Origin of the sequence: Collimonas pratensis, from assembly GCF_001584185.1 — a bacterium.
GTDB classification, from domain to species: domain Bacteria; phylum Pseudomonadota; class Gammaproteobacteria; order Burkholderiales; family Burkholderiaceae_D; genus Collimonas; species Collimonas pratensis.
Map to the genome: position 1 here is coordinate 4632719 of NZ_CP013234.1, position 14233 is coordinate 4646951.

Consider the following 14233-nt stretch of genomic DNA (forward strand, 5'->3'; position numbering starts at 1 on the left):
ATGGCTTATCCAGCGCTGCTGCTGATCAGCGTGCTGCTGATCATGTGCCTGCCGTTTATCCCGGCGCTGCAGGAATGGCTGCGCCCGACCGACGTTGCGCCCTTGCCGGTGCGGCGCAACGAGATCAACAACCTGCGCTATTTCGCCGACAGTTTCCGGCTCACCATTGCTGCCATGCCGGTCATCGACTTGCCGAAACTGCGAAGCATCCAGACCGAGCGCACCGTCAGCATCAGCGACAAGCTGCACGTGGTCCATCAGCGCCTGGACGGCAATGCCGGCAAGGGCTACCCGCCGGCAACCTTGAAAGTACTGCGGCAAAAGAACGGCATCGTCATCTTTATCCACGATGCCTGGCTGCCACCGGACAGCCACAGCCAGGCCGACCTGTTTGCCGCCGCCGACCTGCTGGTGGGCGACGGCGCCAGTCTGCGCGCCTGCTCGGCGCAGGGCGTCATCACGCTCGGCGCCGATACGGTAGTGCATCGCTGGATCGATGCGCCCTGCATCCATGTCGGCAGCAACGCTGCGATCGACGGCCGCATTACCGCCCTCAAGGAACTCAACTTCTGTGCCGGCAGCCGCTTTGTGCGCGCCGGTGCGCCGCTCATGCAATTCGGCGACGCCAGCACTGCCGCCGCGCCGGCGCCGCAAGCGCCTTCGCCGCGCATACGCCATGTGCTGGACGACGGCGCGCAGCAATCCGCGGCCCTCGACCAGGCGGGCGACTATGTGGTGCGCGGCCCCTACCGCATACGTCCCGGCAGCAGCGTGTCCGGCAACATCAAGACCTATGGCGACCTGCAGCTGGGAGAGCACAGCCGCATCGCCGGCAGCCTGGTCAGCAACAAGGACATCGTGCTGGAGCGGGGTTGTTCCGTGCTGGGTCCCGTGATCAGCCAGAACGATATCGTAATCGGCCCCGATTGCCGCATCGGCACGCCGGAGGCGGCAACCACCGTGATCTGCCGCAAGCTGACCATCGCCACAGGCTGCACGGTGCATGGCGTCATCACCACGCAAGACGGCGCCACGGTCATGCCGGCGGAGATCTCCCATGGCCGCTGATCAAGGCCGGAGGCGCTGGCGCGCAGCATCGCTCTGCTGCGCATGCATCTTGACCGGCTGCTGTGCCGGCGCCACGGCAGCCGCCGCGGATGCCCCAGCCGCGCCGGCATTCGCCGATTTCGCCGCGCCGAACGGCGCACTCACGGTGTTTGCCAAAGGCGACTATGTCGAGCCCTACTTCGCACTCAAGGCATTGCTGGCGGCGCATAGGCTGGGCGTCGACGTCGCTGCGCCGGCCAGCGCCTTCGGCCACTGGCTGCTGCCTTTCCAGCAGGCCAACGGCCCCTTTCCGCGCATCTGCCGCAGCGGCGCCGCGGACTGGCTGGCCTGCGGCCCGGCAGACGCCGACGACTCCCTGGATGCGTTATGGTGCATGCTGGCAGCCGAAGTCTTGCCCACCGATGAAGTGCTGGCCGCCAGCTGCGTCAGATCGCTGGAAAACCTAGCGACTCTGTGGGATCCGGCGCAGCAGACATTCCACGCCCTGTCCGGCGGCAGTGCGGCGTATTTCGCCGACAACGTCGAAGTCATCGGCGTCTTGACCCAACTGCGCCGCAGCAGCGCCGCCAGCTTGCGCTTTGCGGTCCAGCTGGCGGCCTTGCCGGCCAGCGCCAGCATGCTTGACGGCCTGCGCCACAGCTACGGCTACGATCCCGCCGGCCCCCTTGAACCGGAACGCGCCAGCCTGCCGCCGACGCCCTACGGCTTCTATCCGAATGCGGTGGCGCCGGTCTACCTGTGGCTCTACGGACTGCGCAGCGGCGCCAGCGGCGAACGCTATTGGCGGCTGTGGATGGAACGCCACGGCGCGCCATGGCTGGCCGGGGAAAGCGACCACTATCCCTGGGGCCTGATCGCCTGGGCCGCCTATCGCAACGGCGACCAGGCCAGCGCCAGGCGCTGGCTTGAGACTTCTGCCGCCTGGCGCGCGGCGGGCCGCTGGAACATCGTCGAAGAAGGGGTGCGCGTCGGCTTGCGCCACGCACTTGGCGCCGCGGAGCCATCATCATGAGCGCCATGCGCCGCGTCCCTCTGCGCCAGGTCCTGCTGGCGCTGGCGCTTGCCGCCATCATCGGCGGCGCCGCCAGCTGGGTCTATCGCATCGGCCAGGTCAGCCCGGCGCAATGGCAAAGCGATGCCATTGCGCTGGTGCTGCCTGATGAGCTGTCGGACGCCAACCGGCTGTTTGCCTCGGCCTGGCTGGATGGGGCCGCGGAAGAAGGCATCCGCCTGCAAGCAGTGAGCGCTTCTGAATTCTCGCGGCGCGGACTGCAGGGCGAGCGGCCGTTCGCCGGCGTGATCCTGCCGGACACCATCCATCGCCAGATTAATACCGCCTTCGTCAACCAGATCAGCCGCTTTGTAGAAAACGGCGGCGCCCTGATGCTGGTGGGCGATGCCGGCGTACTGGACGAAAACGGCTATTACAGCGAACCGGCATCGCGCTTTTCCAGGCTGGCCGGGACCAGTTACGCGCTGTATGGCGCACTGCATGACAAGATGTCGTTCAACCCGACCATCTCCGGCAGCCCGCAGACCATGCAGGCGCTGGATATTCCGCCGGGGCGCTGGATCAAGAGCGGCGACCAGGCGGTATTGTCCGGCTACGGCGAAGACACCTTGCGTTATCCCGTCTTGCGTACCGCCGCCACCTATGCCGGCACCCTGCGCATGCAGGCCGAGGGTAATACCGTGATTGCAGGCGAACATGAGGTCGGCAAGGGTCGCGTACTGTTCGTCAACCTGCCGCTGGGATACCTGAAGCTGCGCACCGACGGCATCCTGATGCATGGTTTCCTGCACTACTTTGCCAACCACATCATGGGCCAACCGCAGCTGTCCGCCGCGCCCGACGCCATCGGCGGACTGATCCTGAACTGGCATTGCGACGCCAAGATCTGCATTCCCGCCATGGACCAGCTGATCAAGGCCGGCGTGTTTACCCGCGGGCCGTTCAGCATCCATGTCACCGCCGGCCCCGACCAGCGCGCCTTCGGCGATGGCCTCGGGGTCGACCTCAACCACAATCCAACCTTCCAGGCGCTCCTGCGTGGCTTGCAAAGCCAGGGCAACGAGATCGGCAGCCACGGCGGCTGGATCCACGACTGGTTCGGCAAGAACCTGAGCGAGGCCAATGCCGGCAAGATGACCACTTACCTGGAACAGAATGCCGCGGCCGTGAGAACCCTGATCGGCCACCCTCAGACCGAGTATTCGGCGCCGACCGGCAACCAGCCGGTCTGGGTCACCGACTGGCTGGACGGCCAGGATGTGCTGGCCTATTATTTCACCGGCAATATCGGACAAGGCCCGACCCATACCTATCGCGACGGCCGCCGCGACCAGCATATCTGGTCGTTCCCGGTACAGACCTACGGCCACATCAGCACCATCGAAGAAGCCTATATGGAGCACATACCGGAAAGCGAAATCAGCAACTGGTTGACGTCGCTGGTGCAATTTACCGAAAATAGCGGACAGATCAGGCTGATTTATTTCCATCCGCCGGGTGCGGTGCTGTATCCCGACGCCATCAATCAGCTGATGCTGGCCGCCGACGCCGCCGAAAAAAAGGGCAGTTTCCGCTGGCGCACCATGACCGAGCAGGCGCGCTTCATGAACCGGCGGGAGCAGACCGTGTGGCATATTTCCAGCGACAAGCGCGCCGTAGTAGTCGATGCTGCCAATGCCGCTTCATTGCAGCAGCTCAGCTGGGTTTTTCCAGTCGCCCTGTATGAAAAGCCGCGCATCCTGGACGGCAATGCTAGAGTGGAACAACGCGGCGAAAACTGGGCCGTGATCGCCGGCGACGGCAAGCAACTTCGCATTTCAACACCGTTGATAAAGGAAGCACTGCATTGAAAACCGCACTGGCAACCCTGGGCCTGTCCTTCGGCTGCGCCGCATTGCCGGCCAGCGCATCGGCTGACGAAAGCACCGACATACAGGTGCCTACCTTGCAGCACGCGCGCCTGATGCCGCTGATGAACAGCGCGCCGGCGCTGGTTACAGCTCCGGTTCCAGCTCCTGCTGCCGTGCCGGTTGCCCTATTACCGCCGGCAGCGCCGCTTGCTGCCTCAGCGGCAACCGCGCCAGCGTCACCAGCCGCACCAACCGCACCAGCTGCACCAGCTGCACCCACAATACGTGCTGCCCCTGCCCCGCCCAATGCCATGCCAGCCACCGCGGTCGATACGACACCCGCGCAGCTGGCGCTGGCGGCGCCCGTCGATGCGGCGCCGGTTGCCGTAACGCCGGCCGAAAGCCCGGCCGTTGCGCCACCGGAATTAGCCCCGGAAAGCGGCGCCCTCGAACTGGTTGGCGGCGACGGCAACATGAGCAACGGCTATGGCCACGCGCGCCTGATGTCGCTGCGCGGCATGGCCGTGACCTCCCTTGGCGTGGTGCAAGGCGAATTGACCCAGCAATCGCGTTTCGGCTATAGCGGCAACTATGGCAGCGTCTCGCTGACCCACGATTTCTCGCCGGATTACTACAGCACTGTCAGTGTCGGCACCGGCAACAGTCCGCTGTTTTCCAGCTGGCGCGTGGATGGCACCGGCTATCGCAAGTTCGGCAGCGAACTCCAGTACGTCGCCGGCATCGGCGCCTACTACGCCAAGGGCAACGAAAGCGCGCGTTCCGATCAAGGCTTGCTGTTGACCGGCATCGCCTATCTGCCAGGCACGGTGATCGAAGGCGGCGTCCGCCTGAACTGGGCCGATCCTGGCCGCATACTGGGCCCCAGCGAGTATATCGCGGCGACTTTCGGCAATGACGACCGGCGCGCCATCATCGTCCGCTACGAGCACGCCAAGGAAACCTACAAGGTATTGCCGGGCGGCCCCGAACTGGTGAACTTCAAGAGCAATACCGTCAATCTCCAATGGCGCGAAAGAATCAGCCGCATCAGCATGCTGCTGGCAGGCCTGGAGTATTACCGCAGTCCGGCCTACGACCGGCTTTCCTTCAACTTGGGCTGGCGCTGGAGCTTCCGGTGAAAGCTGCCGCCAATGCGGAAAAAAAATCCGCTCCCGTAAAAACGCGCAGGCAGGCCGTCGTCAACCCGCGTTTTACCGGCTTTGGCGGCCAGCTGATACAAACCCACCGCGCCCTGCGCCGGCTGGCGTTTCCACGCAGCCGCTGGATCGACGTGCTGCTGGTGCCGGCGCTGGTGTTCTGCTGCACCTTGCTGGCCTGGCCCTTGATTGCCGAGCTATGGGCTGCCATCGTCAGCTTCTGGGCCAACCGCCTTGGCGACCAGATGACGCTGGGAATAGGCCACAGCGCATTTCCCGGGATTCAAGCGATTCCCTATGCCTACGCCGAGGCGGCGCTGCCGGATCCCTTGCAATGGTGGTGCGGCGCGCTGATCAGCATCACGCTGCTGCTGGCCACCACCTTGCTGCCGACGCGCATGCTGCCGATTTCCTATGCCTTGCGCGTGATCGGCCTGGTGCAGCTGGCCAGCCAGTTTTATTTCTACTTCTGGGCGGCGGAATTTCCCTATCAGTCGGCCTCCTCGATCTCGGCGCTGACGCAGGCGTCGATGGTGCTGATCCTGCTGACGCCCTGGATTTATGGCCTGCTGTACAACATCTTCGATTTCGGCATCCGCCGCAAACTGCTGCTGTCCATACTGGCAGTGCTTTACCTGATCGTGCTGACGCCTTTCCAGTACACCTTTGCCGCCTGGCTGATGCTGCGCTGCTCGCTGCTGTGGCATCCCCTGATCTACCTGCTGGGCTCCAGCCTGGTCCAGTTCGGCGCCCTGGTCGGCTTCTATTCCTGGGCCATGAGCTGGCAGCGGCGCGAATAAGTGGATTCGAAGCTATCCACGCCGATTGCGCTGCAAACGGCAGCAGCGCGCGTAACAGGCTTATACTCCGTGATCGTTAATAGAGAAGGATAGCAATAGTGAAAAAGACCGGGATGGCAAAGAGCGATGCCAAGAAGCTCATGGGAAAAATGACCGCGCCTGGCGCTGCCGGCTTCGGCAACAGCGACGTCACCGTGGTCGACCGCAAGGAACAGCGCAAGCGCGATCAGGCGCTGGGTCTGGTGCCGTTTGCCGTCAAGCTCAACAGCGCATTGGTGCTGCAGCTGCAAACCCTGGCCAAGGAACGCGAAACCGATCTCAACCAGCTGGTAGGCGAGCTGTTGGCGAAGGGCCTGGCAGACTGAGCCCGGCCTCCAGCCGTTACACAGGGAAAGCCGGACTGACGGCTTTTTTTTACTCAACGCTATATCCTTTAAAATATAGCGACCATTGATTCATCACCACTTGCCGCCGCGATCCATGAACATGTTCAGACCCTCACTTTTCTCATACGGAATGTTGTCTCTTGCCCTGCTGGCGACGGCGCTCAATCCGGCTTGCGCCAAGGAGCCGCTCAAGGTGTTTGCCGCCGGCAGCCTGACCGGCCCGTTCACCGTGCTTGCCAGACAGTTCGAGGCCGACAGCGGCGAGCCGGTCCAGATGGTGTTCGGCCCCGCCGGGCTGCTGCTGGAGCGCATCGAGCAAGGCGAGCCTGCGGATGTGTTCGCCTCGGCCAACATGGCGCACCCGCAGCAGCTGGCGCGTGAAGGCAAGGCCATCCCGCCGCTGGTATTTATCCATAACAGCATGTGCGTACTGGCCCGTCCGGAGCTGAGCCTGACGAAGGAAAATCTTCTGGCCAAGCTGCTCGACCCTGCCATCAAGATCGGCACCTCGACGCCCAAGGCCGATCCCGGCGGCGACTACGCCTGGGTGCTGTTTGCCAATGCCGGCAAGGTCCAGCCCGGCGCGCGCGAACTGCTGGAGGGCAAGGCGCAGCAACTGGTAGGCGGCAAGAACAATCCATCGGTGCCGGCCGGCCAGGATGCCGTCAAGTACTTCCTCGAGCACAAGCAGGTCGATACCTTCATCGGCTACTGCAGTTCGCGCGAAACCACGCCGGACACACGCTTCACCAAGGTCACGCTGCCACGGGAGCTCGCCGTGGCGGCAGATTTCGGCCTGACCGTATTGCATCCCCGCAGCGGCTCGCATGATACGGCTTACCGCTTCGCCTTGTTCCTGCTGACGCCGGCAGCCCAGCAAATCCTTGTCGATTATGGCTTTTCCAGATAAACGAGGCCACAGCAAACCTCCATCCAAAGCGCCCGTCCGTGCCGGCGAACATTGCGGAGTCGCCGACATAGGCAAAATCACCCTCGGGTCAATAATCGACAAGAAAATTATCCTCACAGCACCGGGACAGCTATGATCTAGCTTATATCAATCCATTCCTCAAAATACGATGCTTATACATCCGCTGCCCGACCCGGTAATCCTGCATCTGATCGGCCCGCTATCAATTCGATGGTACGGACTCATGTATTTGGTTGCGTTTGCGCAGTTCTTGCTTCTCGGCCGTCTGCGTTTAAAGCAAATTCAAGTGAGAGATGCCGGCTGGACGAAAAAAGATCTGGACGACATGCTTTTTTACGGCGTCCTGGGAGTTGTCATAGGTGGCAGGCTGGGCGAGGTAGTGCTCTATCGCCCGGAATATTTTTTTCTGCATCCCGTTGAAATACTGGAACTGTGGACCGGCGGCATGTCATTCTACGGTGGCTTCATTGGCGTTGCGGTCGCCATGATGTTTTGGGCTAGGAAGCGGGGATTTCGCCTGATGGAGGTGCTGGATTTCATTGCGCCACTTGTACCGCTGGGCTACGCAGCAGGCCGGATCGGGAATTTCATCAATGGTGAATTGTGGGGCCGTATTGCTGATCCGTCACTGCCTTGGGCGATGATCTGGCCTAACGTGGATATGCTGCCGAGACATCCATCTCCGATCTATCAGGCTTTGCTGGACGGCGTGCTGGTCTTTATTATTCTATGGCGTTACTCCAGTCGCCCACGTCCCCTTATGGCCGTCAGCGGCATGTTCGCGCTCTTGTATGGCAGCGCACGCTTCTTTACGGAGTATTTCCGTACGCCCGAGTTCGAAGTACATATAGTTGGCGTAACCTTGTCTGGTAGCCAGATGTATTCGATACCCATGGTCCTTCTCGGGATTGTGCTTTTATCCTTCGCATATCAAGACAGAAATTCGCTACAGAACGCGCCACATTGAGTGGCTGGTTTTTTCTATTATTTTTTTCATTTTTGAGCCAACAATGTCAGTAGAAACAGTAGAAACCCAGATCATCGGCGAACGCGTTGCCAGGGAAGTGTCGGAGCATGCAGCAGCGGAAACCATCTTGAACCAGAAAGACAGATCGCAGTCGACTTCCTGGTGGATGATAGCCGTGATTGTCTGCACTACCGGCCTGTCGGTACAAGGCATCTTGTATGGCACAGTGCTCAACGCCTTTAAGCAAGGGCAGTACGCCCTGCCGCTATTTGGCTTCTGCGCCCTTTTCGCCACCCTGCTGGCGATCAGCTGCTTCACCGAATGCCGCAGGCTGCGACGCCGCCTTGACGCCGCCATCGTGCTGCTGCAGGCCGAGCAACGGCGCTAGCGACCGATCGATACGGCAATTCCGGGCAAAAACGCCCCCAGCCCGGCTTGTCGATTAAAATGCTGTTCCAACAGGAATGGCATGGCTTGCAGCATGGCATCTCCTTTTCCGAGAGATATGCGACGATGACCCCGATCCAGAACCAAGCCCCCGCCAACGTGATTAGCCAGGAAGCCCTGGACGCCGCAGAAAAGCATCTGCGCGATATCCTCGCGCTGGCGATCGAGCACGCAGCGCCGCATGCCGCGGTGGTGGTGTCGGACGCGCGCTGCGCACTCGCCGCCACGCTGACGGCGGCTTACCGGCGCTGCCTGTCGGACGCCACTTTCATCGACTTCGATGCGGTGTCGCCGGACGCCGTGCTGGCGGCTTTTGCGCCGCTGCAGGCAGGCGACCTGGTGATCCTGGTGCAGTCCACCAACTTCCGCCTGGAAGCCTTCCGCATCCGCGTCGAATTGTTCAAGCGCGGCCTCAAGGTGATCGAGCACCCGCACCTGTCGCGCATGCCGGGGTCGGAAGCGCTGTATTACATCGAATCGCTGGCCTACGATCCAGCCTATTACCGCGGTGTCGGCTATGCCCTCAAGGCGCGCATCGACTGCGCGCGCCGCGCAATGGTCGACAGCGGAGGCGAGCAACTGCTGTTCGATTCGCCGTTGGAAGCGGCCAAGCTGAACATCGGCGACTACAGCGAGATGAATAATGTCGGCGGCCAGTTCCCCATCGGCGAAGTGTTCACCGAGGCGCAGGACCTGGAAGCCGTCAATGGCAAGGTGCGCATCTTCGTCTTCGGCGATACCGCCTTCCGGGTCAACCAGCCGGCCCAGCCGATCACCCTGGTGATCAGCAAAGGCCGGGTGATCGAGGCGATCGACTCGACGCCGGAGTTCGACCAGGTGCTGGCGAATATCCGCGCCGACGAAGGCGAAGTGTGGCTGCGCGAACTTGGTTTCGGCATGAACCGCGCGTTTTCGCAGGAGCGCAGAGTCAGCGACATCGGCACGTACGAGCGGATGTGCGGGATCCATCTCTCGCTCGGCGCCAAACACGGGGTCTACAGCAAGGCAAACATCAAGCGCACCAGCGCCAGATATCATATCGACGTCTTTGCGGTCACCGAGGCGGTCTATCTGGACGATGAAGTGGTATACCGCAACGGCGCCTGGCAGCCGTGAGCCGGCCGCCGAGCTGTGCAGCCGCGGCTAGCTCGGGATGTAGAGAGGGTAGAGAATATTTTCTTCGCGCGTGATGCGGTCTACCAGCACCTTGCCGAGATTTTCAAACTCGTCCTTGAAGGTGACGCGCGCATCGCGCGAGACGACCCATTCCTTGCCCTGGTATTTGTCGAAAAAATCAAACGCCACGCGGCCGATGCCATCCATTTCCCGTTTGTAGGAACGGTAGACATCGTGCAGCGCCGGATCTTCCGCCAGGCTGCGCCGCATGTAGGAATACAGCTTGACGCCCTCGGTCAGCAAATGGCCGTACATCGCCATGCGCATCTCGCGCAAGGCGGCAGGCACCGCGTCCCACTTGTCGGCGCTCATCTTGTTGGCCACCGTCGAGTACATCAGCAGCAGCGCCGCATGGTCCCCTTTCAATTGCGGGATCAGTTTTTCATCGTACTCGATCTGACTGCCGGCGCTTTTCGCCGGCTGCAGCGCCGCCCGCTCGGTCGCAGGCGGCGGTGCTGGTTTTCTGGCTGGCGGTACTGACTGCTGGCTGTGGGACTTTTTTACTGCGTCGTGCTTCTCCTCGTCGCGGGTACTGGTTGTGGGTTTGCTGAAAATTGTTTTAAGCCACATATTCGACCTCGCCAGTTCACGTACAGGAGTAATTATCGAAGTATTACCTACTTGTTATTATGATTGCCTATCAACAACAATAGTACATTAAATTCCACACGGAAATAGATTTCTCATTTGCAATTTAAAGGATTATTTTGTAGCTGGGCAGCTCCGGCCAAATCAAACCAAATCAAACTATCCGGCCGGAGCAGCGTACTACACCTGCCGATACAGCGCTTTGCTCATAAAACCGCCACCGGCACTGGAAAATGACTTCGGCGGCGGATGCAATCTCTCCCGCCAGGTGCATCTGCAAGCGCTACCGGCAGCCCACTTTCAGGAGGGCGAATGCTGCAGCGCCACCAGCAGGCTGTCCCACAGCCGATGCCGCTCATCGATCGCCTGGATCCCGGCTTCCAGCACTTCACGCATCTGCACCGGATCGTTGCCGGTGATCTCTTCGATCATGCGCTGCGCCGCCGGCCCGTGGTCGCCCGAATCCACTTCGATATGCCGCTCCAGGTAGAAATTGAGCTCGGGGACGGTTTCCGGCGCGATGCTCCAGCTTTTCAGCAGGGCCTGGAACATCTCGGGAATGACGTTTTCCCGGCCGTAGAAAAAACTGCCGACAACCTGGTGCGTCAGCCCGTCCTGGCAAGTGCTGATGGTCGCGCTAACAAAGCGCTGGATCGGCGCCAGCGCCTCCGCCCGCTTGAGCGCGGTGGCGACTGCATCGCCTTTCCTGATCATGTTCAGGAACTGGTTGATCTGCCGCGTCGAAGCGCCGATCTCTTTCATCGCTGACAGATACAGGTCAAAATGCGTCATCGCTCCCTTCGGCGTGATATCCGACTCTTCTCCCAGTACAATCTCGTTGATCAGGCGCGCGGCATTCGGATTGGCGGGCGGGTACCAGGGAATGGAGGTGGTGGTCAGATCCATCTGCAGGCGCTTCACCAGCGACATGAAATCCCATACCGCAAAAACATGCCACTCCATGAACAGACGCAAATCGTCCTGGTTGCGGATGGCCGAAAAAACAGCATGATTGGTCAACAGATTGTGCTTTTCCTTCAGGGTTAACTGTAAGGATTCAATAGTCGTTGTCATGTCATCTCCATGAGAGGTTACACACAAATGTGTGCAAAACGACAATGACAGATATATTTCCACATGGCAATAAATTGATGCTTATGAAAGAATGCCATGTCTAAAAAAAACCAGCTGACTGAGGTGTTCTGGCTTGGCTTTGCCATCGCCTGGCCGTTGGAAATTGCAGACCAGGATTAGTGGCGGCTCAGAACGATGCGCAAGTGCGGGTGAACAGCAAACCCACCGAATCCTGATGGAACTGGCTGGTGTAGGCGCTGCGTATCTGCGCCAGGCGCGTCAGCGTGTCCGCCGTTTCGGTAGCGACGATGCGGACCACGAAACTGTCTTCCTGGATGGTCTTGCCGCTCGCCGCATCGCGCCATTGGCCGCGCGTGTCCCAAGTCGTCAGGCCATCCGGGAAACGCGGCGTCACGACGTCGGCCATGAAGCCGGCGCGTTCGGCATCGGTTACCGGGCCGCGGCCGTTGATATCGCGCCCGAACAGCAGTTCGGCCTGCAGCTGGCTGCTGCCGCCAGCCTGTTTGCACAGATCGCCGCCGGCGCCTTCCGGCACGGTCACGCAGGCTGACACCAGCAGCGCGCAAAGCAAGGGGGTAATCAAGCTGAAACGCATTGTGCTCTCCCGATGTTTATGGAATGCCACATGCTATATCTTAAACAAGAAAAGTGAGAGAGAATTGCTGCAGATAAGGATACACCCATGAGTCTCATCGAAAAACTGCTTGCCAAAGCCGCGCCATCCAACTCCGCACCCGCCGCCGCACAAGCGGTCAAGGTCCTGGTGCGCGTATATCTCGACAGCGCGGGCCACGTGACCGATGTGGCGATCAGAAAAAGCTGCGGCGATCCGGAACTGGATGCGCGGGCGCAGCGCGAAATCGCAGTCATGCGCTTCCCCGGCAAGAGCCGCGGCGCAAAAACCTCACACAACTGGCATGACCTGACCTACACCATCCATCACTAGTGACCTGAGTCAGAACACTGGCCACACCGCAGTCTTGTCGTTCTGCCAGCGGATTTATATTCCTCCCGCACTACCCCGCCGATAGCCGCTCTCCCCCGGCGCTTTCACTCTGTGCGGACCGCCTTTTCAATGCCCCGCCTTTTTCCCGCATATCGAAATGCGAATGGCGGCTATTGAACCCTCATGATGGATTCGCGCCTGTCCATACCCTAAGCTGTCTTCGCCGAACTGATCTTCTTTGCAAATGACGAGCAGTCCAGCAGCCAAGGTTCGGTGTGCGGTTGCTGGCAATTCAAAAACATAACACGAGACACCCTGTGGACGGTCGGCTAACGGTCGATGAAACGCCGGTTACCGGCCGCTGCAGCGGACATACAAAGGAGCAGCTCGATCATGATGGAACAACAACTCCAGTCCCAGCCTGTCGTGGGCCTGGACGAACCTATCGCCGTCGCCGGAAGTAAAATCGACCAGTACTTTCAGATTACCGCGCGCGGCAGTACCCAGCGCCGTGAAGTCATCGCCGGCATCACCACCTTCCTGGCCATGGTGTACTCCGTTTTCGTCGTGCCGAGCATGCTGGGCAGAGCCGGTTTCGACGTCAGCGCGGTATTCGTTGCCGTCTGCCTGACCACCGCTTTCGGTTCGCTGCTGATGGGCCTGTGGGCGCGCCTGCCGATCGCCGTCGGCTGCGCCATTTCGCTGACCGCCTTTACCGCCTTCGGCCTGGTGCTCGGCAAAGGCCTGTCGCCTTCGGTCGCCCTCGGCGCCGTATTCCTGATGGGACTGGTGTTCACCGCGATTTCCGTCACTGGGATCCGCTCCTGGATCCTGCAAAACCTGCCGGCCGGCGTTGCCCATGGCACCGGTGTCGGCATCGGCCTGTTCCTGCTGCTGATCGCTTCCAGCGATGTCGGCCTGGTGGTCAAGAATGCCGGCCCTGGCTTGCCGGTGGCGCTCGGCCATATCACTGCGTTTCCAGTCGTCATGAGCATCGTCGGCCTGGCTGCCATCTTCGGCCTGGAGCGCCGCCGCGTACCAGGCGGCATCCTGCTGGTGGTGGTCTCGCTGTCATTGATCGGCCTGATCTTCGATCCGGCAGTCAAGTTCACCGGCATCTTCTCCATGCCCGCACTGAGCTCGCCTGGCCATGCCAGCCTGATCGGCTCGATGGACATCAAGGGCGCACTCAGCATGACCGTGCTGCCTAGCGTACTGGCGCTGGTAATGACTGCCGTATTCGACGCCACCGGCACCATCCGCGCGGTTGCCGGCCAAGCGGGACAAGTCAATGAAAAAGGCTATATCCACAATGGCGGCAAGGCCCTCACAGCCGATTCTCTGAGCTCGATTTTCGCTGGCCTGGTCGGCGGCGCTCCTGCTGCCGCGTATATCGAATCGACGGTCGGCACCGCCGCCGGCGCCCGCACCGGCCTGACCGCCGTCGTTGTCGGCCTGCTGTTCCTGGCCGTGATTTTCTTCTCGCCGCTGGCAGGCCTGGTGCCTTCCTACGCAACGGCGCCGGCACTGATGTACGTCGGCCTGCTGATGCTGGGCAGCGTCAGCCGCATGCACATGGACGACATGGTCGACGCCATGTCCGGCCTGCTGTGCGCAGTCTTCATCGTCCTCACCTGCAACATCGTCACCGGCATCATGCTCGGCTTCTGCACCCTGGTGATCGGCCGCGTGGTGTCTGGCGAGTTCCGCAAGCTGAACGTCGGCACGGTCGCAATTGCGATTGCCCTGGCAGTCTTCTATGCAGGCGGTTGGGCAATTTAAGACATAGCAAATCCAGGTAACTTCGACT

At 61.1% G+C, this 14233-nt stretch carries 15 protein-coding genes; 12 read left to right on the forward strand and 3 right to left on the reverse strand.

What is annotated here, in order from left to right:
• The 10 genes from CPter91_RS20630 (at nucleotide 1) to CPter91_RS20675 (ending at nucleotide 9734) form a co-directional block, all read left to right on the forward strand.
• Nucleotides 1-1068 carry a polymer-forming cytoskeletal protein gene (locus tag CPter91_RS20630; protein ID WP_061943527.1) on the forward strand — a complete coding sequence of 356 codons (1068 nt, stop codon included), beginning with the start codon at nucleotides 1-3 and terminating at the stop codon, nucleotides 1066-1068.
• Entirely contained in the window at nucleotides 1058-2080 is a 1023-nt protein-coding gene (locus tag CPter91_RS20635) for a hypothetical protein (RefSeq protein WP_236905873.1), read from the forward strand. Before CPter91_RS20630 ends, CPter91_RS20635 begins: the two co-directional genes overlap by 11 nt.
• The gene (locus CPter91_RS20640) at nucleotides 2077-3930 is read left to right on the forward strand and encodes a polysaccharide deacetylase family protein (protein ID WP_061943529.1); all 1854 of its coding nucleotides are present in this window, start codon (nucleotides 2077-2079) and stop codon (nucleotides 3928-3930) included. The genes CPter91_RS20635 and CPter91_RS20640 overlap by 4 nt, the downstream gene beginning before the upstream one ends.
• The gene (locus CPter91_RS20645; protein WP_236905874.1) at nucleotides 3927-5069 is read left to right on the forward strand and encodes a YaiO family outer membrane beta-barrel protein; all 1143 of its coding nucleotides are present in this window, start codon (nucleotides 3927-3929) and stop codon (nucleotides 5067-5069) included. The genes CPter91_RS20640 and CPter91_RS20645 overlap by 4 nt, the downstream gene beginning before the upstream one ends.
• Complete coding sequence (locus CPter91_RS20650) at nucleotides 5066-5887, forward strand: hypothetical protein (protein WP_061943533.1); 822 nt, start codon at nucleotides 5066-5068, stop codon at nucleotides 5885-5887. Before CPter91_RS20645 ends, CPter91_RS20650 begins: the two co-directional genes overlap by 4 nt.
• Before the next feature lie 98 nt (nucleotides 5888-5985).
• Nucleotides 5986-6252: a hypothetical protein gene (locus CPter91_RS20655; protein ID WP_061943535.1), complete on the forward strand. Its 267-nt coding sequence runs from the start codon at nucleotides 5986-5988 to the stop codon at nucleotides 6250-6252.
• 151 nt (nucleotides 6253-6403) lie between these two features.
• Complete coding sequence (gene modA / locus CPter91_RS20660; RefSeq protein ID WP_061943537.1) at nucleotides 6404-7183, forward strand: molybdate ABC transporter substrate-binding protein; 780 nt, start codon at nucleotides 6404-6406, stop codon at nucleotides 7181-7183.
• Nucleotides 7184-7352: 169 nt separating this feature from the next.
• Nucleotides 7353-8171 carry a prolipoprotein diacylglyceryl transferase gene (gene lgt / locus CPter91_RS20665; protein ID WP_061943539.1) on the forward strand — a complete coding sequence of 273 codons (819 nt, stop codon included), beginning with the start codon at nucleotides 7353-7355 and terminating at the stop codon, nucleotides 8169-8171.
• 43 nt (nucleotides 8172-8214) lie between these two features.
• The gene (locus CPter91_RS20670) at nucleotides 8215-8559 is read left to right on the forward strand and encodes a hypothetical protein (protein ID WP_061943542.1); all 345 of its coding nucleotides are present in this window, start codon (nucleotides 8215-8217) and stop codon (nucleotides 8557-8559) included.
• Between the two features lie 125 nt (nucleotides 8560-8684).
• Nucleotides 8685-9734, forward strand: coding sequence for a M29 family metallopeptidase (locus tag CPter91_RS20675; RefSeq protein ID WP_061946476.1), 1050 nt, complete (start codon nucleotides 8685-8687; stop codon nucleotides 9732-9734).
• A gap of 27 nt (nucleotides 9735-9761) precedes the next feature.
• On the opposite strand, the gene CPter91_RS20680 is transcribed toward CPter91_RS20675, so the two are convergent.
• From CPter91_RS20680 to CPter91_RS20690, 3 genes are all read right to left on the reverse strand, one after another.
• Complete coding sequence (locus CPter91_RS20680) at nucleotides 9762-10364, reverse strand: hemerythrin domain-containing protein (protein WP_061943545.1); 603 nt, start codon at nucleotides 10362-10364, stop codon at nucleotides 9762-9764.
• A gap of 318 nt (nucleotides 10365-10682) precedes the next feature.
• On the reverse strand, nucleotides 10683-11456 hold the full coding sequence (locus tag CPter91_RS20685; RefSeq protein WP_061943548.1) for a DUF3050 domain-containing protein: 774 nt from the start codon (nucleotides 11454-11456) through the stop codon (nucleotides 10683-10685).
• A 187-nt stretch (nucleotides 11457-11643) separates the two neighbouring features.
• Nucleotides 11644-12072, reverse strand: coding sequence for a DUF3574 domain-containing protein (locus tag CPter91_RS20690; RefSeq protein ID WP_061943550.1), 429 nt, complete (start codon nucleotides 12070-12072; stop codon nucleotides 11644-11646).
• A gap of 87 nt (nucleotides 12073-12159) precedes the next feature.
• Here CPter91_RS20690 and CPter91_RS20695 point away from each other — a divergent pair, with 87 nt between their 5' ends.
• Nucleotides 12160-12423, forward strand: coding sequence for an energy transducer TonB (locus CPter91_RS20695; RefSeq protein WP_061943553.1), 264 nt, complete (start codon nucleotides 12160-12162; stop codon nucleotides 12421-12423).
• Nucleotides 12424-12816: 393 nt separating this feature from the next.
• Entirely contained in the window at nucleotides 12817-14205 is a 1389-nt protein-coding gene (locus tag CPter91_RS20700; protein ID WP_061943556.1) for an NCS2 family permease, read from the forward strand.
• Nucleotides 14206-14233 lie beyond the last annotated feature (28 nt).

Excerpts from the sequence above, each read along its gene's own strand:
- CPter91_RS20700 (WP_061943556.1), top strand. The coding sequence starts at position 12,817 with ATGATGGAACAACAACTCCAGTCCCAGCCTGTCGTGGGCCTGGACGAA.
- CPter91_RS20695 (WP_061943553.1), top strand. The coding sequence starts at position 12,160 with ATGAGTCTCATCGAAAAACTGCTTGCCAAAGCCGCGCCATCCAACTCC.
- CPter91_RS20630 (WP_061943527.1), top strand. The coding sequence starts at position 1 with ATGGCTTATCCAGCGCTGCTGCTGATCAGCGTGCTGCTGATCATGTGC.
- CPter91_RS20640 (WP_061943529.1), top strand. The coding sequence starts at position 2,077 with ATGAGCGCCATGCGCCGCGTCCCTCTGCGCCAGGTCCTGCTGGCGCTG.
- modA (WP_061943537.1), top strand. The coding sequence starts at position 6,404 with ATGTTGTCTCTTGCCCTGCTGGCGACGGCGCTCAATCCGGCTTGCGCC.
- CPter91_RS20635 (WP_236905873.1), top strand. The coding sequence starts at position 1,058 with ATGGCCGCTGATCAAGGCCGGAGGCGCTGGCGCGCAGCATCGCTCTGC.
- CPter91_RS20685 (WP_061943548.1), bottom strand. The coding sequence starts at position 11,456 with ATGACAACGACTATTGAATCCTTACAGTTAACCCTGAAGGAAAAGCAC.
- CPter91_RS20675 (WP_061946476.1), top strand. The coding sequence starts at position 8,685 with ATGACCCCGATCCAGAACCAAGCCCCCGCCAACGTGATTAGCCAGGAA.
- lgt (WP_061943539.1), top strand. The coding sequence starts at position 7,353 with ATGCTTATACATCCGCTGCCCGACCCGGTAATCCTGCATCTGATCGGC.
- CPter91_RS20670 (WP_061943542.1), top strand. The coding sequence starts at position 8,215 with ATGTCAGTAGAAACAGTAGAAACCCAGATCATCGGCGAACGCGTTGCC.
- CPter91_RS20680 (WP_061943545.1), bottom strand. The coding sequence starts at position 10,364 with ATGTGGCTTAAAACAATTTTCAGCAAACCCACAACCAGTACCCGCGAC.
- CPter91_RS20690 (WP_061943550.1), bottom strand. The coding sequence starts at position 12,072 with ATGCGTTTCAGCTTGATTACCCCCTTGCTTTGCGCGCTGCTGGTGTCA.